This is a genomic window from Burkholderia sp. Bp9015, from assembly GCF_003853505.1.
Classification (GTDB): domain Bacteria; phylum Pseudomonadota; class Gammaproteobacteria; order Burkholderiales; family Burkholderiaceae; genus Burkholderia.
This window is the reverse complement of the sequence record NZ_QTPZ01000006.1, coordinates 105953-126465: the sequence shown is the minus strand read 5'-3', so window position 1 is coordinate 126465 and position 20513 is coordinate 105953. Positions and strand designations below refer to the sequence as shown.

General features: G+C 69.5%; 16 protein-coding genes and 2 pseudogenes. 11 read left to right on the top strand and 7 right to left on the bottom strand.

The features are described from left to right. Nucleotides 1-123: 123 nt before the first annotated feature. Entirely contained in the window at nt 124-1002 is an 879-nt protein-coding gene (locus tag DIE12_RS09190; protein ID WP_124486836.1) for a GyrI-like domain-containing protein, read from the bottom strand. A 278-nt stretch (nt 1003-1280) separates the two neighbouring features. Here DIE12_RS09190 and DIE12_RS09185 point away from each other — a divergent pair, with 278 nt between their 5' ends. The 4 genes from DIE12_RS09185 to eutC all read left to right on the top strand — a co-directional run bounded on the left by DIE12_RS09185 (nt 1281) and on the right by eutC (nt 6662). Beyond that, nucleotides 1281-2744, top strand: a complete 1464-nt coding sequence (locus tag DIE12_RS09185; protein WP_124520457.1) for a mechanosensitive ion channel — start codon at nt 1281-1283, stop codon at nt 2742-2744. A gap of 210 nt (nt 2745-2954) precedes the next feature. Beyond that, complete coding sequence (gene eat, locus DIE12_RS09175) at nt 2955-4367, top strand: ethanolamine permease (RefSeq protein WP_124486838.1); 1413 nt, start codon at nt 2955-2957, stop codon at nt 4365-4367. A gap of 106 nt (nt 4368-4473) precedes the next feature. Next, complete coding sequence (locus DIE12_RS09170) at nt 4474-5871, top strand: ethanolamine ammonia-lyase subunit EutB (RefSeq protein ID WP_124520458.1); 1398 nt, start codon at nt 4474-4476, stop codon at nt 5869-5871. Further along, nucleotides 5868-6662: an ethanolamine ammonia-lyase subunit EutC gene (gene eutC, locus DIE12_RS09165; protein ID WP_124486840.1), complete on the top strand. Its 795-nt coding sequence runs from the start codon at nt 5868-5870 to the stop codon at nt 6660-6662. Before DIE12_RS09170 ends, eutC begins: the two co-directional genes overlap by 4 nt. Before the next feature lie 36 nt (nt 6663-6698). Here the strand turns inward: eutC and DIE12_RS09160 are convergent, their stop codons facing one another. Further along, nucleotides 6699-7583, bottom strand: coding sequence for a LysR family transcriptional regulator (locus DIE12_RS09160; RefSeq protein WP_044848388.1), 885 nt, complete (start codon nt 7581-7583; stop codon nt 6699-6701). Between the two features lie 150 nt (nt 7584-7733). Here DIE12_RS09160 and DIE12_RS09155 point away from each other — a divergent pair, with 150 nt between their 5' ends. Next, nucleotides 7734-9341 carry an MFS transporter gene (locus DIE12_RS09155; protein ID WP_124520459.1) on the top strand — a complete coding sequence of 536 codons (1608 nt, stop codon included), beginning with the start codon at nt 7734-7736 and terminating at the stop codon, nt 9339-9341. A gap of 359 nt (nt 9342-9700) precedes the next feature. Here the strand turns inward: DIE12_RS09155 and DIE12_RS09150 are convergent, their stop codons facing one another. After that, a complete protein-coding gene (locus DIE12_RS09150; RefSeq protein WP_124486842.1) occupies nt 9701-10129 on the bottom strand; it encodes a pyridoxamine 5'-phosphate oxidase family protein in 429 nt (142 codons plus the stop codon). Nucleotides 10130-10446: 317 nt separating this feature from the next. Here DIE12_RS09150 and DIE12_RS09145 point away from each other — a divergent pair, with 317 nt between their 5' ends. The 3 genes from DIE12_RS09145 to DIE12_RS09135 all read left to right on the top strand — a co-directional run bounded on the left by DIE12_RS09145 (nt 10447) and on the right by DIE12_RS09135 (nt 14062). Next, complete coding sequence (locus tag DIE12_RS09145; protein WP_124520460.1) at nt 10447-11973, top strand: aldehyde dehydrogenase family protein; 1527 nt, start codon at nt 10447-10449, stop codon at nt 11971-11973. Between the two features lie 323 nt (nt 11974-12296). Continuing rightward, on the top strand, nt 12297-12842 hold the full coding sequence (locus DIE12_RS09140; protein WP_124520461.1) for a hypothetical protein: 546 nt from the start codon (nt 12297-12299) through the stop codon (nt 12840-12842). A 185-nt stretch (nt 12843-13027) separates the two neighbouring features. Next, nucleotides 13028-14062 (top strand): helix-turn-helix domain-containing protein, encoded by a 1035-nt coding sequence (locus DIE12_RS09135; RefSeq protein WP_044848383.1) that lies wholly within the window; start codon nt 13028-13030, stop codon nt 14060-14062. Nucleotides 14063-14128: 66 nt separating this feature from the next. On the opposite strand, the gene DIE12_RS09130 is transcribed toward DIE12_RS09135, so the two are convergent. Together DIE12_RS09130 and DIE12_RS09125 are read right to left on the bottom strand one after the other, a co-directional pair. Further along, nucleotides 14129-15217 carry an ADP-heptose--LPS heptosyltransferase gene (locus DIE12_RS09130; RefSeq protein WP_124520462.1) on the bottom strand — a complete coding sequence of 363 codons (1089 nt, stop codon included), beginning with the start codon at nt 15215-15217 and terminating at the stop codon, nt 14129-14131. A 2-nt stretch (nt 15218-15219) separates the two neighbouring features. Further along, nucleotides 15220-16923: a thiamine pyrophosphate-binding protein gene (locus DIE12_RS09125; RefSeq protein ID WP_124520463.1), complete on the bottom strand. Its 1704-nt coding sequence runs from the start codon at nt 16921-16923 to the stop codon at nt 15220-15222. 28 nt (nt 16924-16951) lie between these two features. Between DIE12_RS09125 and DIE12_RS09120 the strand changes: the two are divergent. The 3 genes and pseudogenes from DIE12_RS09120 to DIE12_RS09110 form a co-directional block, all read left to right on the top strand. After that, nucleotides 16952-17353: pseudogene (locus tag DIE12_RS09120) on the top strand (hypothetical protein); the annotation flags it as partial. After that, nucleotides 17350-17634, top strand: a complete 285-nt coding sequence (locus DIE12_RS09115; protein WP_124520464.1) for a type II toxin-antitoxin system RelE/ParE family toxin — start codon at nt 17350-17352, stop codon at nt 17632-17634. The pseudogene DIE12_RS09120 and the gene DIE12_RS09115, both read left to right, overlap by 4 nt. A 31-nt stretch (nt 17635-17665) precedes the next feature. Then, nucleotides 17666-17797 (top strand): annotated as a pseudogene (locus DIE12_RS09110) (VapC toxin family PIN domain ribonuclease); the annotation flags it as partial. 66 nt (nt 17798-17863) lie between these two features. On the opposite strand, the gene DIE12_RS09105 reads toward DIE12_RS09110, so the two are convergent. Further along, complete coding sequence (locus tag DIE12_RS09105; RefSeq protein WP_124551114.1) at nt 17864-19252, bottom strand: L-serine ammonia-lyase; 1389 nt, start codon at nt 19250-19252, stop codon at nt 17864-17866. Between the two features lie 30 nt (nt 19253-19282). Then, the gene (locus tag DIE12_RS09100) at nt 19283-20416 is read right to left on the bottom strand and encodes an alginate lyase family protein (protein WP_124520465.1); all 1134 of its coding nucleotides are present in this window, start codon (nt 20414-20416) and stop codon (nt 19283-19285) included. Between the last annotated feature and the right edge of the window lie 97 nt (nt 20417-20513).

The following is a 20513-nucleotide window of genomic DNA, read 5'->3' as shown; positions in this document are numbered from 1 at the left end:
TCGGCCTCGATGCCGGTTGTGACGGCCGATCTTCAAGGGCGGCGTGGCGCCTGCAACGGGCGTCGCCGGGCCACGGCGTGCGGGCTCGCTCCGAGTCCCGAACCCCGAACCCGGGACCTGCGCTCAACGCAGCGGCAAATGAATCTCGGTGCGCAGGTCGGCCGGCGCCGCATCCATCGGCGTATTCAGATACAGCTCGAACGGCGGCGCATCGGCGGCTTCGCGGCCCGAGTGACGCAGCCAGTCGCCGTACAGCCACTGGTAAGCGGTCTTGAGGTCCGCATACGGCCCGGTATGCAGCAGCACCGCATACTCGCCGCCCGCGATCGTGATGCGCTCGACCGGCGGCGTCGGCTCGACGTCCGGCGCGCCGCCGGCCGGCACGAAGCACGCTTTCGCTCGCAATTGCGCTTCGGGCGTGGTGTCCGGATCGTCGTAGAAGATCCCGATCATCTTTGCGCCGGGGCCGATCAACCCGTGCTGCCCGACCCACGCGCCAATCTGCCCGAACGCGTCGCCGACCTTCAGGTAAGCGCCCGTATGCGCCACCGCATAACCGCGCAATTCCGGCTGCCGCCGGATCTCGACTTCATGCTTGAACATGTCTTCCTCTCCTCGCTGTAACGGATAGATCGGCCGGTGGACCCCGGCGCGCCGGTGCTGCGCGGGCGGCACGCCGTAAGCATCCCGAAATGCGCGTGCGAACGCGTGCGTCGAACCGTAGCCGGCGCGCCGGGCGATCGCGTCGAGCGGCAGCGCCGTGCAGACGAGGTCCTCCGATGCGCGCACGATCCGCATCCGCCGCACCGTCAGCACGATCGACTCGCCGTACAGCGCGCGATAGACGCGCTGCCAGTGATATGGCGACAGGCACGCGATGTCGGCGAGCCGGTTCAGGTCGAGCGTGTCGTCGAGGTGCGTGCGGATGTGGTCGTGAACGCGCGCGATGCGTGCTGCATAGCGGGTCCACGCGGGCGTTTCGGCTTTCGTGTCGACGGTCATGCGTGCGTCCCCCGGCAGGAATCGACGTCACGGTAGCACGCCGCCGATTGATAAATCTTGCGGAGATGCGTAGGCCAACAAAATCTGCCCCTTTTTAATTTCGCCGAAATGGGGTCTCGTCCCCGTCGAGATATGTCTAAAGTTAAAGACGGTGAAATCGGGTGATCGCGTCATTTTTCTCGGGTAAGTTGCTTGGGGCGGCAACGCACGGTTTTCGAAGTACGCAGGTAGTTCGTCGATGTTCAATCGCAACGCCACGTTTTTCGGGAGAAGAAGAAATGGATGCTTCCAGCTTCATCACGTCGCTGCAGACCACGCTAGGCGGATACCTGCCGAAGATTGCCGGCGCGATCGGCATCCTGGTGATCGGCTGGCTGATCGCCGTCGCGGTGCGGGCCGGCGCGCTCCGGCTGCTCAACGCGCTGAAGGTCGATCAGCGGATCAACGAAAGCACCGGCCAGGGCGCGCGCGTCGAGCGGATCATCGCCGGCGGGCTGTTCTGGCTCGTGCTGCTCGTCACCGCGGTGGGCATCTTCAACGTGCTCAACCTGTACGCGGTGTCCAATCCGTTCTCGCTGCTCGTCACCCACATCGTCAACTACCTGCCGAACCTGATCGGCGGCGCGGCGCTGACGCTGATCGCGTGGCTGATCGCGTCGCTCTTGCGCAGCCTCGCGAACCGTGCGCTGAAGGCGAGCAAGGTCGACGACAAGCTGTCCGAAAGCGCGGGCATGCAGCCGATGAGCGGCTATCTCGGCGACGTGCTGTTCTGGCTCGTGATCCTGATGTTCCTGCCGGCGATTCTCGCGTCGTTCGCGCTGTCCGGCCTGCTGTCGCCGGTGCAGGGGATGGTCGACAGGCTGCTCGCGATCGTGCCGAACCTGTTCGCGGCCGCGGTGATCGGCTTCGTCGGCTGGGTCGTCGCGCGCGTGCTGCGCGGCCTCGTGACGAACCTGCTGGTTGCCGCAGGCGCCGATCGCCTCACGCAGGGCCTCGACAGCCCGACGCCGGTGCGCGTGTCGAGCCTGATCGGCACCATCGTCTACGTGTTCGTGTTCGTGCCGACGCTGATCTCCGCGCTCGACGCGCTGAAGATCGACGCGATCTCGATTCCCGCCACCAACATGCTGAACCAGTTCCTCAGCGCGGTGCCCGACATCGTCGCGGCGATCGTGATCGTGCTCGTCACGTTCTATTTCGCGCGCTTCGTCGCGTCGCTCGCGCAGAAGCTGCTGGAAGCCGCCGGCGCCGACGGGCTGCCGGCCGTGCTCGGCGTCGAGCGCGTGTTTTCGGGGATCCTGCAACCGTCGGTGCTGGTCGCGCGGCTGATCGTGTTCTTCGCGATGCTGTTCGCATCGGTGGAGGCCGCGAACCGGCTCGGCTTCACGCAGGTGCGCGACGTCGTCACGCTGTTCATCGAATTCGGCGGCCATGTGCTGACGGGCGGCGTGATCCTCGTGATCGGCGTATGGCTCGCGGGCCTCGCGCGCCGCGTGATCGAGCAGGCCGACCGCGAGCACAGCGTGCTGTTCGCACGGATCGCGCAGTTCGCGATCCTCGGCCTGGTGTTCGCGATGGGGCTGCGCGCGATGGGCATCGCCAACGAGATCGTGCAGCTCGCGTTCGGCCTCGTGCTCGGCGCGATCGCGGTGGCGGTCGCGCTGTCGTTCGGCCTCGGCGGCCGCGAGGCGGCCGGCAAGCTGCTCGACCGCTGGTTCAACCAGCGCGGCGGCGGTCAGTAACGCCGGTGACGCGTCGGCCGTCCGGCCGCTTCGCGCGGCCGGACGGTGTGTGCACGACGCTCGTGGAGAGCCGCCCACCGCCCACCGTTGCCGTCAGCGAAACGTCAGCCGTCATCTTTGCCGAATTTCGATAACACGTCGTTTAATGACTCTCTAGCATCGATTCTCAGTCGCGCGGGCCCGCAGGCCGGCGCCTTTCAGGAGAATCCGATGAAAGCAGAGTCGAATGGCCGGCCCGCCGCCGGCGCCAAGTCGTCCGGCCAGCCCGCGCTGCAGCAGACGCTCGGGACCTGGCAACTGTGGGGCATCGCGGTCGGCCTCGTGATTTCAGGCGAATACTTCGGCTGGAGCTACGGCTGGGCGAGCGCCGGCACGCTGGGCTTCGTCGTCACCGCGCTGTTCGTCGCGGCGATGTACACCACCTTCATCTTCAGCTTCACCGAGCTGACGACGTCGATCCCGCACGCGGGCGGCCCGTTCGCGTATGCGCGCCGCGCGTTCGGCCCGGCGGGCGGCTATCTCGCCGGCGCCGCGACGCTCGTCGAGTTCGTGTTCGCGCCGCCCGCGATCGCGCTCGCGATCGGCGCGTACCTGCACGTGCAGTTTCCGGGGCTCGAACCGAAACACGCGGCGATGGGCGCGTATCTCGTGTTCATGGCGCTGAACATCGTCGGCGTGCAGATCGCCGCGACGTTCGAGCTGGTCGTCACGCTGTTCGCGATCTTCGAGCTGCTGGTGTTCATGGGCGTCGTGTCGCCGGGCTTCGCGTGGAGCAACTTCATGAAGGGCGGCTGGTCGGGCGCCGATCATTTCAGCGTCGGCGCGTTCCACGGCATGTTCGCCGCGATCCCGTTCGCGATCTGGTTCTTCCTCGCGATCGAAGGTGTCGCGATGGCCGCCGAGGAGGCGAAGAACCCGAAGCGCTCGATCCCGATCGCATACGTGGCCGGCATCCTGACGCTCGTCACGCTCGCGATCGGCGTGATGGTGTTCGCCGGCGGCGCGGGCGACTGGACCAAGCTCGCGAACATCAACGACCCGCTGCCGCAGGCGATGAAGTACATCGTCGGCGCGAACAGCGGCTGGATGCACATGCTCGTGTGGCTCGGGCTGTTCGGGCTCGTCGCGTCGTTCCACGGGATCATCCTCGGCTATTCGCGCCAGATCTTCGCGCTGGCCCGCGAAGGCTATCTGCCGGAGTGGCTCGGCAAGGTGCATCCGCGCTTCAAGACACCGCATCGCGCGATTCTCGCGGGCGGCGTGGTCGGCATCGCCGCGATCTACAGCGACGAGCTGATCCAGTTCGGCGGCCAGACGCTCACCGCGAACATCGTGACGATGTCGGTGTTCGGCGCGATCGTGATGTATATCGTAAGCATGGCGGCGCTGTTCAAGCTGCGCCGCTCGCAGCCGAACCTGGAGCGACCGTTCCGCGCGCCGCTGTACCCGTTCTTCCCGGCGTTCGCGATCGTTGCAGCCCTGATTTGCCTTGCGACGATGGTGTACTTCAACGGGCTGGTGGCGATGGTGTTCATCGCGTTCCTCGCGCTCGGCTACGCGTACTTCCTCGCGACCCGTTCGCAGCGTGCGAGCGCACCGGGCGACGCGCTGCTCGAGGAATGAGGATGGCCGACCCGAACGGCCGTTCGTGACGGCATGCGGCGCGCCCCGTCGAACGGGCGCGCCGTCGGCGTCAGGCAAGGCAAGGACTGGCAAGGAGATTCGAACGATGTCCTACACGGAGACGATCGGTCCGCGCACGTACCGTTTCGCGGACCTGAAGACGCTGCTCGCGAAAGCGAGCCCGCTGCGCTCGGGCGACCAGCTCGCCGGCGTCGCGGCGGCGAGCGAGGAGGAGCGCGTGGCCGCGAAGATCGCGCTCGCGGGCGTGCCGCTGAAGGCGTTCCTGAACGAAGCGCTGATTCCGTACGAACACGACGAGGTCACGCGCCTGATCCTCGACGATCACGACGCGGCCGCGTTCGCGGAGATCTCGCACCTCACCGTCGGCGACTTCCGCAACTGGCTGCTGTCGCCCGCGGCCGACGGCGCCGCGCTCGAGCGGATCGCGCCGGGCCTCACGCCCGAGATGGTCGCGGCCGTGTCGAAGCTGATGCGCAACCAGGACCTGATCGCGGCCGCGCGCAAGCGCCGCGTCGTCACGCGCTTTCGCAACACGGTCGGGCTGGCCGGCCGGATGTCGGTGCGGCTGCAGCCGAACCATCCGACCGACGACGTGAAGGGCATTGCCGCGTCGATGCTCGACGGGCTGATGTACGGCTGCGGCGACGCGATGATCGGCATCAACCCGGCGACCGACAGCCTCGCGGCGATCGTGAAGCTGCTCGCGATGATCGACGGATTCCGCGAACGCTACGGCGTGCCGACGCAGTCGTGCGTGCTCACGCACGTGACCAACACGATCGCGGCGATCGAGAAGGGCGCGCCGGTCGACCTGGTGTTCCAGTCGATCGCGGGCACCGAGAAGGCGAACGCGAGCTTCGGGATCTCGCTCGCGCTGCTCGGCGAGGCGCGCGAGGCCGCGTTGTCGCTCAAGCGCGGCACCGTCGGCAACAACCTGATGTACTTCGAGACGGGGCAAGGCAGCGCGCTGTCGGCGAACGCGCACTTCGGTGTCGACCAGCAGACCTGCGAGGTGCGCGCGTATGCGGTCGCGCGCAAGTTCGATCCGTTTCTCGTGAACACGGTGGTCGGCTTCATCGGGCCCGAATACCTGTACGACGGCAAGCAGATCATCCGCGCGGGGCTCGAGGATCATTTCTGCGGCAAGCTGCTCGGCGTGCCGATGGGCTGCGACATCTGCTACACGAATCACGCGGAAGCCGACCAGGACGACATGGACACGCTGCTGACGCTGCTGGGCGCGGCCGGCATCAACTTCATCATGGGGATTCCGGGCGCGGACGACGTGATGCTGAACTATCAAAGCACGTCGTTTCACGACCAGCTCTACGTGCGCGAGGTGCTCGGCCTGCGCCGCGCGCCCGAGTTCGAGGAATGGCTGGAGACGATGGAGATCGCCGACGCGCACGGCGCGCTGCGCGCCGCGAACGCGCGTGTGCCGCTGCTCGCGGGCGCGAACGACTGGATGGGGATTTCGGCATGAGCGACGCCGTCGAAAAGAACCCGTGGGCGCAGCTGAAGTCGTTCACGAACGCGCGGATCGCGCTCGGCCGCGCGGGCAGCAGCCTGCCGACCGCGCCGCTGCTCGCGTTCAACCTGTCGCACGCGCAGGCGCGCGACGCGGTGCACCAGCCGCTCGACGCGGACGCGCTGCGCCGCGAGATCGACGCGGCCGGCTTCGCGACGCTCGGCGTGCAGAGCGCGGCGCCCGACCGCCAGCATTACCTGCGCCGGCCCGATCTCGGCCGCAAGCTGTCCGATGACGGACGCGCGCTGCTGGCCGGCTACGGCGCGGCGCTCGACGACGCGCCGGAGGTGGTGTTCGTGGTCGGCGACGGGCTGTCGGCGTTCGCGGCCGCGAAGCAGGCGCTGCCGCTGCTGCAGGCCGTGTGCCCGCGGCTCGAAGCGGACGGCTGGCGGATCGGCCCGGTGGTGGTCGCGACGCAGGCGCGCGTCGCGCTCGGCGACGAGATCGGCGAACTGCTGCGCGCGCAGGTCGTCGCGATGCTGATCGGCGAACGGCCGGGGCTCAGCTCGCCGGACAGCCTCGGCGTGTACCTGACCTGGGCGCCGAAGGTCGGCTGCCACGACGCACTGCGCAACTGCATCTCGAACGTGCGGCCCGAAGGGCTGCCGCATGCCGCGGCCGCGCACAAGCTGCATTACCTGATGACGCACGCGCGCCGGCTCGGCCTCACGGGCGTCGGGCTGAAGGACGACAGCGATGCGCTGTTGCCGCAGGCGGAAGCGGAGCGGATCGGCGCGGATTGGTGAGGATCGATGGCGCGACCGCGCCGTCCGTCTACTTGTCTACTTGAACAGCCGCTCGCACAGGAAGTCGACGAACACGCGCAGCTTCGGCGACAGCTGCCGGCTCGACGGCCACACGATCGAGAACTGCCCCGGCGCGATCCGGTAGTCGTCGAGCACCGTGACGAGCGCGCCCGTGTCCAGCGCGTCGCGCGCGAGGAAATCGGGCATGTAGCCGATGCCGAGCCCCGCCATCACCGCGCCGCGCAGCGCTTCCATGTTGTTGCAGGTCATCGCGGTGCGCAGCTTCAGCGGCGTGCCGTCGTCGGCGGCGAGCGCCCAGTCCTGCAGCTTGCCGGTGGTCGGGAAACAGTAGCGCACGCAATCGTGCGCTTCGAGATCGCGCGGCGCCCGCGGCGTGCCGGCCTGCGCGAGATACGCGGGCGTTGCGCACAGCACGAACGCGAACGGGCCGAGCCGCCGCGACATCAGGCTCGAATCCGACAGCGGGCCGCTGCGGATCACCGCGTCGAAGCCGCCTTCGACGACATCGACCATCCGGTCGTTGAAATCCAGGTCGAGCTCGACGTCCGGATAGCGCTGCCTGAATTCGGGTAGCACCGGCAGCAGGAACCGGTAGCCGATCACCGGCAGGCTCACGCGCAGCTTGCCGCGCGGGCGCTGCGCGGCGGCCGTCACGGTCGCCTCCGCATCGCGAAAATCCTCGAGGATCCGCTGGCAGCGTTCGTAGAAATGGCGCCCTTCGTCGGTCAGCGTGACGCGCCGCGTCGTGCGGTTGAACAGGCGCACGCCGAGCGACTGCTCGAGCCGCGCGATCGTCTTGCCGACGGCGGACGCCGAGATGCCGAGCGCGCGGCCGGCCGCGACGAAGCTGAGCGCTTCGGCGGTGCGGACGAAGGCGGCGATGCCGTTCAGGTTTTCCATCGACGTAGGCGGGCGAGCGGATGCGATGCGGTGAATTGAGGAATTTTAGTCCGTTATATACGGAGCAACGCATTGTTTTTCGGTGATTGAATCGAAATTATCCTTGATCGCGCTTGAGGCGCATCCGCGCCGGCTTTTCGAGGAGCAATGATGGATCACCCGTTTTCAGCCGATTCAGCCACATCGGCACGCCGGCGCGCGTGGGTGCTGGCCGCCGTCTGCATGGCCGCCGTCGCGCTGCCGCTGTCGTTTTCGGGCGGCGCGGTCGCGACGCCCGCGATCGGCCGCGACCTGCACGGCGGCCCGGTCGCGATGAACTGGATCACGAACGCGTTCATGCTCGCGTTCGGCAGTTTCCTGATGGCGGCGGGCGCGCTGGCCGACCAGTTCGGCCGCAAGCGCGTGTTCGCGATCGGCGTCGGCGGCTTCACGCTGATGTCGGTTGCGCTCGCGTTCGCGCCGTCGATGCTCGCGGTCGACCTGCTGCGCGGCGCGCAAGGGCTCGCGGCGGCCGCGGCGCTCGCGGGCGGCACGGCCGCGCTGGCGCAGGAGTTCGACGGCGCGGCGCGCACGCGTGCGTTCAGCCTGCTCGGCACGACCTTCGGCATCGGGCTCGCGTTCGGGCCGGTGCTCGCCGGCTCGCTGATCGCGCACGGTGGCTGGCGTGCGATCTTCGTCACGGGCGCGGCGGCCGGCACGCTGTCGCTCGGGTTCGGGCTGCCGCGCATGCACGAGTCGCGCGATCCGCACGCGACGGGGCTCGACTGGCCCGGCACCGCAGCGTTCACCGCCGCGCTCACGCTGTTCACGTTCGGCGTGATCGAGGCACCCGCGCGCGGCTGGACGCATCCGCTCGTCGTTGTGCTGCTGGCGGGCGCGGTGCTCGGCGCGTGCGCATTCGTCGCGATCGAGACGCGCGTCGCGCGGCCGATGCTCGACCTCTCGCTGTTCCGGATTCCGCGCTTCGTCGGCGTGCAGGTGCTGCCGGTGTCGACCTGCTGCTGTTACATCGTGCTGCTCGTCGTGCTGCCGCTGCGCTTCATCGGCATCGACGGTTTCAGCGAAATCGACGCGGGCTGGCTGATGCTCGCGATCTCCGCGCCGATGCTCGTCGTGCCGCTCGTCGCGGCGACGCTCACGCGCTGGCTGTCGGCCGGCGTGATCTCGGGGCTCGGGCTCCTGCTCGCGGCGGCGGGCCTCGTATGGCTGGGCGTCGCGCTGCGCGGCGGCGCGGGGCCGGCGGCGATCGCGCCGATGCTCGCGATCGGCGTCGGGGCCGGCATGCCGTGGGGGCTGATGGACGGGCTGTCGGTCAGCGTCGTGCCGAAGGAGCGCGCGGGGATGGCGACCGGGATCTTCAGCACGACGCGCGTTGCGGGCGAAGGGATCGCGTTAGCGATCGCCGGCGCGGTGCTGGCGACCCTCGCGCACGCCGATTTGCGGCAGGCGGCGACGGGAACATCCGACGCGACGCTGCGGGCGGCCGCGCGCCTCGCGACCGGCGATCTCGCCGGTGCGGCGGCCGGGTTGCCGGGCGTCGGTCGTGCGGCGCTGCTCGCGAGCTATGTGCATGCATTCGATCGGCTGCTGATCGGGCTCGCGGTCGTCACGGTGCTGTGTGCGGTGGTGGTGTTCGCGTTTCTCGGTGCACGGCCGGCAGTGGCGGAAGCGCGCGGCGATGACGGCGAACCGGCGCATACCGACGCGCGGGCGCGTCGCCGGACCGGACCGGCTTGCGTGGAAGCAAGCGGGCGGTGAGTGTGCGGTGAGCGGGGCGTCGTCGGGGGCGTGCAGGTCGACAATCGCGGACCGCGCGCCCGGGCATTTTGCGATGGCGCGAATCCGCGTACCGACGATCGGCCCCGCGCGCGAATGACCGTAGAGCGTTGCGTCGCCGGGCACACGCTCATCGGGAACGGCGCCGGCGCGCTCCTGCACCGACGACTCACCCGGCGCGTCACGTTTGCGCAAGCGGCCGCAGCGCCTCATCGGCCCATGCGCGCCCGCCTTGCCGCGACGGCGGCATGGTGCGGCGACTCACGCCAGCACGAGCGGCCGCAGCGCCTCACCGGCCCAGGCACGCGCGCCTTGCCGCAACGACGGCATGGTGCGGCGCCTCACGCCAGCACGAGCGGCGGCAATTCCGCATCGGCCCGCGCGTGCGCGCTTTCCACGTCAACGACCACATAACGCAGCGCATCCGGCCACAGTTGCGCGCGGCTTCCCGCCTCTTCGTCGATCGTCGCGCGCCCCTGCACGAGCCACGTCGTCTGCCGGACGAAATCGACGAACAGCAGCGCGATCGCCGGATTCACGAGCAGGTTGCCGATCGTGTTGAACAGGTTGTTGCCCGCGAAGTCGGGCAGCACGAGCGTGCGGCGATCGGGCAGGTCGACGAGCGGGGCGAACGAACCGTCCGCGCGCGGCTGCCGGCCGCGATACGAGCAGTCGGCGTCGCCCGCCGCGTTCGCGGTCGCGACGATCAGGAATGCCTGTTCATGGATGAACGCGACGACATCGTCGCTCAAGGGGCCCGGTTGGTTCATGGTTCGGTCGGCGCGTGGCCGATGCGTGCGGATTCGCGTTCCGCACGCAAGCGACATGCCATGCGGCGAGCGTGGCGCGCAGCGGTGCGTGCGCAGCTGCGCTGTGAAAAATCCGAACACCCGTCGTACCCGCTGTGCCGTCCCGGTGTTCAGAATCGGGACACTCGTGTTCGATGCGCCGGCATCGCCCCCGGCGGGCGCCCGGACGCACCGCTCCTGTTCCGTTTTCGCCCGGTTTGGCACGCATGTTGCGTAAACCGTGCAGCGCGATCCAACCGGCGCTGCATTCACACAAGCACGATGAACAGGAGACATGTATGAACCCGTTTGACCTGAAACAACTGGGCCTCGACGTCGAATACCCGTACCGTCAGCAGTACGACAACTACATCGGCGGCAAGTGGGTTCCGCCGGTGAAGGGCGAATATTTCGAGAACGTGTCGCCGATCAACGGCAAGCCGTTCTGCCGCGTGCCGCGCTCCGGCGCCGACGACATCGAGGTCGCACTCGATGCCGCGCACGCCGCGCGCCGCAAGTGGGGCAAGACGTCGGTCACCGAGCGCGCGAACCTGCTGCTCGCCGCCGCCGACCGGATGGAAAAGAACCTGAAGCTGCTCGCGGTGGCCGAGACGATCGACAACGGCAAGCCGCTGCGCGAGACGATGGCGGCCGACCTGCCGCTCGCGATCGACCACTTCCGCTATTTCGCGGGCTGCATCCGCGCGCAGGAAGGCGGCATCTCCGAGATCGACGACAACACCGTCGCGTATCACTTCCACGAGCCGCTCGGCGTCGTCGGCCAGATCATCCCGTGGAACTTCCCGCTGCTGATGGCCGCGTGGAAGCTCGCACCGGCGCTCGCGGCCGGCTGCTGCGTGGTGATGAAGCCGGCCGAGCAGACGCCCGCGTCGGTGCTGGTGCTGATGGAGCTGATCGGCGACCTGTTCCCGGCCGGCACGATCAACATCGTCAGCGGCTTCGGCAAGGAAGCGGGCGAGGCGCTCGCGACCAGCAAGCGGATCGCGAAGATCGCGTTCACCGGTTCCACGCCGGTCGGCAAGCACATCCTGCGCGCGGCGGCCGAGAGCCTGATCCCGTCGACGGTCGAACTGGGCGGCAAGAGCCCGAACATCTTCTTCGCCGACGTGCTCGACCAGGACGACGCGTTCCTCGACAAGGCGCTCGAAGGCCTCGCGATGTTCGCGCTCAACCAGGGCGAAGTGTGCACGTGCCCGTCGCGGATCCTGATCCAGGAATCGATCTACGAACGCTTCATCGAGAAGGCCGTCGCGCGCGTCGAGCGCATCAAGGGCGGCCACCCGCTCGACCTGCAGACGATGATCGGCGCGCAGGCGTCGCAGCAGCAGCTCGACAAGATCCTGTCGTACATCGACATCGGCCGCGACGAAGGCGCGCAATGCCTGACGGGCGGCGAGCGCACGGCACCGGCCGCCGACCTCGGCACGGGCTATTACGTGAAGCCGACGATGCTGTTCGGCAACAACAAGATGCGCGTGTTCCAGGAAGAGATCTTCGGGCCGGTCGCGTCGGTGATGACGTTCAAGGACGAGCAGGAGGCGATCGAACTCGCGAACGACACGTTCTACGGGCTCGGCGCGGGCGTGTGGACGCGCAACGGCACGCGTGCGTACCGGATGGGCCGCGAGGTCGAGGCCGGCCGCGTGTGGACCAACTGCTACCACCTGTACCCGGCGCACGCGGCGTTCGGCGGCTACAAGCAGTCCGGCATCGGCCGCGAGACGCACAAGATGGCGCTGTCGAACTATCAGCAGACGAAGTGCCTGCTGGTCAGCTACCAGGCCGAGGCGCTCGGGTTCTTCTGATCGCCGCAGCAGGGGGCGAAGTGCCGGGGCTGGCCGGGCGGCAGCGCAACGCTGCCCGGTACGGCGGCCGGTGCCGGACGGCGGCGACGCGTCCGGTGCCGGCTTGCCGTGGAGGGTGCGGCGGTCGGGCGCTGGCTGTCCAGCCTTCGGCCGTCGGGCGGCGTCCGCGGCGAGGTGGCAATGCGCTGGCGCCGGTTCGTCCGGCACTTCGCCGTTTTCGTGTTCCGACCTTCGATACGGGCGTCGGCATTCGCACCGGCCGGTGCGCGTTCGCGCCCGTATCGTGCCCGTATCGCACCCCGATGGCCCCGACGGAAACCAGCATGTCAGAACTGCCCGGATCCTATCCGCGTCACCCGGTGTTTCACGCGGGCGAGCTCGACGCGCATCACCGCTTCGGCGTCGCCGACGAAGCCGAGCGGATGAGCGACGTCGTGACGACGCGGCTGAGCATCGGTGTGCGCCAGTTCGTCGAATCGCAGCCGTTCATGTTCGTCGGCACGACGAGCGGCGGCCCGGCCCCGTCGCGCATGACCTGCGACATCGTGCAGGGCATGCGCGACGCGAACGGCGATCTATGGCCGGTCGTGCGCGTGATCGACACGAAGACGCTGCGCTTCGCGCTGCCGGCGCACGGCGGCCACCGGCTCGATGCGCTGGCGTGCGACGGCTGCGGCGTCGGGCTGCTGTTCATCGATTTCGTGCGCGGCATCCGCTACCGGATCAACGGCCGCGCGACGTTGCGCACCGATCTGCCGGAAGCGGACGCGGCGCCCTGGCCGGCGGACAGTCCGATCGTCGAACTGGCGGTCGCGCAGGCGTACGGCAACTGCGGCACGCGGGTCGTGCGGTTGCGGCCGGGCGCGTAGCGCGTCGCCGGGCGGGCGGCGGCACGCATGCCGCACCCGCGCGGTGCGCGGCATGCCGCCTCCGGGTGCGCCCGCATGGCGCGCATCGGCCGCACGGCGTTGAATGACGGGCTTGTCGCCGGACAACGCGGATCGGCACGGGACTTGCGTGTTGGACGTGGTCCCGGGCGGGTGAGGAGAACATGATGGGTCAACGAGTGGAGTGCATGGCCGAGCCGACGGCCGAGGACACGCGGTGCAGCGCACAGGGCGACGACGCGCTGGCCGGCCAGGCCGTGGTCAGCGTCGCGCACGACGCCGACGAGCAGGCGCGCAACCTGATCGGCTGGCGGCAGACCTACGACCAGCTCGCGGCCGGCCGCTTCGTCGGCACGCTGACCGAGCTGCCGCTCGACACGATGAAGCTGTTTCGCGAATCGACCAGCCACCTGCTGCGGCAGGCGTGCGAGGTGCGCGGCGACGCGTACTGGTTCGGCATCCCGCTGACGAGCGACGGCACCGCGCGGGTCGATGCGTGCCGCATCGGCCCCGGCGCGCTCGCGTTCCGGCCCGGCAACGTCGAATTCGAATTGCTGACACCCGCGCAGTTCTCGATCTACGGCGTGGTCGTGCGCGGCGACGTGCTGCGCCGCTACGCGGAGGAAGTCGAACACCGTGCGCTCGACGAGCGGCTGTTCGCGCAGCGCGTGATCCAGATCGGCGATATGCGGCTCGCGCGCCTGTGTGCGCTGCTCGGCGGCCGCCTCGACGGCGCGGCGGCCGCGGGTGGGCCGCTGCCCGACGCACAGCGCGACGACCTGCAGGCCGAGGTGCTGGCCGCGCTGTTCGACGCGTGTGCGCAACCGGCTGACGACGGCGCGGGCGGCGCCCCGTCGACACGGCGCTGGATCGTCGAGCAGGCGCGCGAGTACGTGCTCGCACACCGCACGCGCCCGGTCGGCGTGCCCGAGCTGTGCGAGCAGTTGCACGTGAGCCGGCGCACGCTGCAGTACTGTTTCCAGGACGTGCTCGGCATGGCGCCCGCGACCTATCTGCGCACGCTGCGGCTGAACGGCGCGCGGCGCGACCTGTGCGGGCGGGCGGCCGGTTCCGTGCAGGACGTCGCGGAGGCGTGGGGCTTCTGGCACCTGAGCCAGTTCGCGACCGACTATCGGCGGCTGTTCGGCAAGCGGCCGTCGGAGACGCTGCGCGAGCGGGCGGTGACGGTGGCGGCCGGGTGAGGCGGGCGGCGGCGCGCGGATGCCGCGGTGCGTCCGGTCATCCGGGCGACTCCCTTTTCTCCATCCCTATCCGGCGGTAGCCGCCGCTTCGCGCGGTGCAGGCCACGGCAAGGCATCCCAGTCGATCGCCCGGTAAGCGGCTTCGACCGCCGCGAGGTCGTTCGGCCGCTCGCTGCGATGCAGCCCGTGCAATGCGTCCGGCACATCGAGCGCGACCGGTACGCAGTGCGGATAGTCGCGCACGCGCAGCGCCGGGCCGATCGTCGTGAAACAGCCGAGCGTCGGCACGTCGAAACCGTCGGCGAGATGCAGCGCGGCCGTGTCGGGCGCGAACAGCACGCTCGCCCCGCTGACCCAGGCAATGAAGCGCGCGGTATCGGCCGCGTCGCGGCTCACGTCGACATAGGCCGGATGCGCGACGGGGCCGAAGCCGACCACCGGCAGCCCGTAACGCCGCGCGAGCCGCTCCACGAAAGCCGCGCGCAGCGCCGGCGGCACGCTGCGCACCGCGGTGCTCGCGCTCGGGCAGAACAGCACGTACGGCCGCCGCCATTCGGCCGGCAGGGCGGGCAGGGGCAGCCGCGCGAGCCAGCGATTGCGCTTCGCGGCGGCCGGCACCGTGGCCGGGTCCGTGCCGAGCGCGTCGAGGAAGAAGTCGATCATCGGCTGTCGCGCGAAAGCGGGCCAGTACAGGTGATTGCCGAGATCGATGCGCGGCGCGTGCGCGGGCAGTGCGTCGGCGGCGCACGGCAGCGTACGCGACGGCGCGACGACGTCGGCGGCGAGCGCATACAGCGCGTCGACGTAGCGCGGCGCGCGGGCCGGCCGGTAGAGCGTGAAGCGCAGGCCGGGATGCATCGCGCGCAGCGCGGCGAGCGCGGTCAGCCCGATCACCGAGTCGCCGAGCGCGACGCCCATTCCGTTGATCACGTACACGTCCGCCGTGCGGCCGTAGTCGAGCCGGAACGGCCGGTGGGCGGCGTGCAGCAGGCCGAGCGCCGGTGCGGCCGGCACGTGATCCTCCGCGGGGCCGCTGCCGTGCTCGAGGTCGTAGGGGGCGACGAGCGTGCCGTCGGGCGCGAGCAGCGTGCCCGGGTGCGTCAGCGCGTCGTCGCGCGACAGCGCGAGACCGGCCGGCGCGGCGCGCATTTCCATGGTCACGCGCCGCGTGCGCGGCGGCCCTGCTCGCGGATCTGCTCGAGCGTCGCGGCCGGCGTGCTGGCGTCCTGCGGGATGCGGATCTCGATCAGCGCCGGCAGCCCGCAGGTCAGTGCGCGCTCCAGTGCCGGCGCGAAGTCGGCGGTGCGCTCGACCGTCTCGCCATGCGCGCCGAACGCGCGCGCATACGCGGCGAAATCGGGGTTCGTGAGCCCGGTGCCGTGCACGCGCCCCGGATAGTTGCGCTCCTGATGCATGCGGATCGTGCCGAAATGCCCGTTGTTGACGACGATGGCGACGATGTTCAGCCCGTACTGCATCGCGGTCGCGAGTTCGTTGCCGGCCATCATGAAGCAGCCGTCGCCGGCGAGCGCGACGACGGCCCGCGACGGATACAGCGACTTCGCGGCGAGCGCGGCGGGCAGCCCGTAGCCCATCGCGCCGCTGGTCGGCGCGAGCTGCGAGCGAAAGTGCCGGTACGCGAAGTGGCGATGCAGCCAGATCGCGTAGTTGCCGGCGCCGTTGGTCAGGATCGCGTCGTGCGGCAGGCGCTCGCGCAACTGCACCATCACGTCGCCGAGCTGGACATCGCCGGGCATCGGCAGCGGCGCGTGCCATTCGCGGTACGCGCGGTGCGCGTCGGCGGCCGTGCCGGCCCACGCGGGGTGCGCCGGCGGTTCGAGCGCCGCGAGCGGCGCCGCGATTTCCGGCATCCCGGACACGATCGGCAGGTCGGCCGCATACACGCGGCCGAGCTCGTCCGCGCCCTGGTGCACGTGGATCAGTGTCTGGCGCGTCTTCGGGATGTCGAGCAGCGTGTAGCCGCCCGTCGTCGCTTCGCCGAGACGCGGGCCGAGCACCAGCAGCAGGTCGGCGTCGCGGATCCGCTTGGCGAGCGCGGGATTGATCCCGAGGCCGACGTCGCCCGCGTAGTTCGGGTGCGCGTTGTCGAAGATGTCCTGGAAGCGGAACGCGCACGCGACCGGCAGTTGCCAGCGCTCGACGAAGGTGCGCAGGTTCGCGCATGCGTCGGGCGTCCAGCCGCTGCCGCCGACGATCGCGAACGGCCGCTCGGCGCGCGCGAGCCGTTCGCGCAGCTCGTCGACCTGCGCGGCCGACGGCGACGCCGCGACGCGTTTCGCGGCCGGCACGACGGGCTGCGGCGCGCACGCGTCGGACAGCACGTCCTCGGGCAGCGCGAGCACGACCGGGCCGGGCCGGCCGGACGTCGCGACGTGGAAGGCATGGCTCAGGTATTCGGGAATGCGGCGCGGGTCGTCGATCTGCGCGACCCATTTCGCCATCTGGCCGAACATCCGGCGGTAGTCGATTTCCTGGAAGGCTTCGCGGTCGAGGTGCTCGCGCGCGCACTGGCCGACGAACAGGATCATCGGCGTCGAATCCTGGAACGCGGTGTGCACGCCGATCGACGCGTGGGTCGCGCCGGGCCCGCGCGTGACGAACGCGATGCCGGGGCGGCCGGTCAGCTTGCCGACCGCTTCCGCCATGTTCGCGGCCGCCGCTTCGTGGCGGCAGACGACCGTCTGGATCCGCGCGGTGTCGTCCGCCAGCGCATCGAGTACGGCGAGAAAGCTCTCGCCCGGCACGCAGAACACGCGTTCGACGTGATTGGCGAGCAACGCATCGACGAGCAGTCGCGCGCCGGTGGTGGCGCGCGGCTCGAGATCCTTGGAATGCGACATGGGCTGCCGTCTCCCTGGGTAGCGGGATGTACAGATTACGCCTGTTGTCGGGGCGCCGGCACGCTGGCCGGTGAAAAGTGTCGGAACGCGGGGAGCTCGGGGCGTGGATGTTGCACGCGACGTGCGGGTGTTTCGCCGCTTTGAAACGCTGGTCGGCTTTCTGCGCGACATCGGCATCAGCCGTTTCGATGTGGATGCGTCGGAGTTCGACCCGGATGCGGCCGGCCGGGCGACCCGGCCCGATCGGGCGGCCGCGATGAGGGCGGCACACGAGGCAGCGGCCCACGATCGCTGGTTTCGCGAGCAGGTGCAGCAGGCGCTGGACGATCCGCCTGCGTCGATTCCCGACGCGGAGGTGAGTGCCGACTTCGCGTCGCGCCGTGCGGCGCTGCGTGAACGGCTCGCGGGCAGGCGAGGGGATGCTTCTTGACCTTCGCGCTGCACTGGAATCCGAAGGCGTACGAGGATCGCGCCGCGATCATGGGCTACATCGGCGAGCACGACCCGCAGGCCGCAATCGAACTCGACGAACCGCTGGAACAAAGGGCCGCCACGTTGCCGGCCCGTGCAGAGCTGTATCGGCAAGGGCGAGTGGCCGGCACGCGCGAACTGGTGGTCGCGCCGAACCACGTGCTCGTGTATCGCATCAGACCGGCTGAGGGGATCGTCGAGATCCTCCGCGTGCTGCATGCGCGACGGCAGTGGCCGTGATGCCCGATATCCGCAAGTCGGCGTCGAGCGGCGGAAGAAGGATCATCTCGACAAGCTGATCGCCGCGCATGCGGTGTCGCTCGACGTCGCGCTCGTGACCAACAACGAGCGGGATTTCGTCAGCTATCCGGGATTGCGGCTGGAGAACTGGCTGAACGATTGATGGCGGTGATGGTGTCCGACGGTCATGCGGGATATCGATCCACCCGCATGACCGCCGGACCCTGCATCAGCACTCGACGATATTCACCGCCAGCCCGCCGCGCGACGTTTCCTTGTATTTCGTCTTCATGTCGGCGCCCGTCTCGCGCATCGTCTTGATCACCGAGTCGAGCAACACGTAGTGCGAGCCGTCGCCGCGCAGCGCCATGCGCGCCGCGTTGACCGCCTTCACCGACGCCATCGCGTTGCGCTCGATGCACGGGATCTGCACCATCCCGCCGACCGGGTCGCAGGTGAGGCCGAGGTTGTGCTCCATCCCGATCTCGGCCGCGTTCTCGACCTGGCGCGGCGTGCCGCCGAGCACGGCCGCGAGCGCGCCGGCCGCCATCGAGCACGCGACGCCCACTTCGCCCTGGCAGCCCACTTCCGCACCCGAAATCGACGCGTTGAGCTTGTACAGGATGCCGATCGCGGCGGCGGTCAGCAGGAAGTCGATCACGCCCTGTTCGTTCGCGCCCGGCGTGAAGCGCGTGTAGTAGTGCAGCACGGCCGGGATGATGCCGGCCGCGCCGTTGGTCGGCGCGGTGACGACGCGGCCGCCGGCCGCGTTTTCCTCGTTGACCGCGATCGCATACAGGTTGATCCAGTCGACCATCGACAGCGGATCCTGCAGCGCGCGCTCCGGATGGCCGGTCAGCGCACGATACAGCTGCGGCGCACGGCGCTTGACCTGGAACGGGCCGGGCAGGTTGCCGTCGGCTTCCGGGTTGCCGATCCCGCAGCCGCGCGACACGCACGACTGCATCACGGCCCAGATCTTCAGCAGCCCGTCGCGCGTCTCTTCCTCGGTGTGCCACGCGCGCTCGTTTTCCCACATCAGCTGCGCGATCGACTTGCCGGTCGACTCGGTCAGCGCGAGCAGCTCGGCGCCGGTGCGGAACGGATGCGTCATCTGCTCGGCCGCGCTCAGCACCTTCGTGTTCGGCGCACCGGCCGTCACGACGAAGCCGCCGCCGACGGACAGGTAGGTGCGCTCGACCAGCACGTCGCCGTTCGCGTCGGACGCGCGCAGCTTCATGCCGTTCGGGTGCTCGGGCAGCGCCTGCCGGTAGAACGCGATGTTCTCCTTCAGCACGAACGGCACCGGATGCGTGCCGAGCAGCGCGAGCTTCTTCGACTTGCGGACATCTTCCAGACGCGCGTCGATCGTCTCGGGATCGACGGTGTCGGGCGCGTCGCCGAGCAGGCCGAGCATCACGCCGCGGTCGGTGCCGTGGCCCTTGCCGGTCGCGCCGAGCGAGCCGTACAGCTCGACCTTCACACTGGCCGTCGCGTCGAGCATCCCGTCTCGCTCGAGGCCCTGCACGAACATCAGCGCCGCGCGCATCGGTCCGACCGTATGCGAACTGGACGGGCCGATGCCGATCTTGAAGAGGTCAAACACGCTGACTGCCATCTTGATACCTGCCTTGCTTTAAGAATAATGCTAGCGCGCCTGCAATGGCAGGCACGCGGCGAGCCATGCGGGCGGCATGGGGGAGAGTTGCCGCGCGACGCGCGCATAGCGCCCGTCGAGACGCGCGGCCAGATGAAAGAGTTCGGTGGCGTTTTTCGGGTCCCACTGCCCCGTATAACCCGGCAAGCCGGCCTCGCGGCGCTTCGCGTCGAACGGCACCGGCGAATTCACGAATTCCTCGTGCGTTTTCTCGCCGAGCGCGTACGGCACGAGCCAGTCGAGCGCGGCCGCGAGCGTCGCGCCGTTCGCGCCGCGCTCGCGCAGCCAGTTGCGGTTGAAGCGGCGCGCGGCGAGCGCGGCCGTCACCAGCGGTTGCAAGTCGTACACCGCGTAATGCAGCGCATCGCGTTCCTCGAAATCCCAGGTCTTGCCGTCCGGGCCGATGTTGTCGGCGAGATGCTCGACGAACAGCCGCTGCGCGGCGTTCATCATCTTGCGGTCGCCGAGCGTGAACGCGGACAGCGCAATCAGCTTGATCCGGTGGCTCTGCCAGTTGTTGCGCCAGGTGCCGGCGAGCGGGCGCTTCTGCGCGTCGATCTGCGCGACGTAACCGGCGCCGAGCTTCGCGATGAACGCCGCCGTCGCGTTACGCGTCTTGACCGGCAGCGCGCTCGCCGTCATGTCGTACGCGATGATCAGGCTGTCGAAGCGCGTCTCGTCGATCGGGTTGAAGTCCGGCTGATAGGTCGACACCCACGCGGACAGGAAGCGGTCGACGAGCTGCAGGTAGCGCGGCGCATTGGTCACGCGCCACGCGAGCGCGGCATCGCGCATCAGCTCCATGTCCTTCAGCGCATCGACGCTCTGGTCGTAGATGCCTTCGTGCGGCAGCGTGCCCTCGGTGTGCACGCGCGCCATTGCCTTCGGCTGCTCGCCGATGCGCGCGTCGACGCTGCGGATCAGTGCCTGCACGCCCGGCTCGGCCTGCGTCGTCTCGCTCGCCTGCAACGCGGGCGCCGCGCAGAAATTCATCGCCGCGCGCGCGCTGCCGGCCGTGCCGAGGCCGGCGGCCAACGACAGCGACGCGACGAGCAGCGGCACGACGCGGCGCGTGCGCGGCCGCTCCTGCGTGGCACCCTGGCCCGGAAACATCGGACGCACCATGCGGAACTCCTTGATTGGCTGGATCGCGTGTGATGTTAGCCGGATTGGCGGGCAAGCGTGAATCGATCGGGCCGGCGGCGGACGCAAAAACCGCACG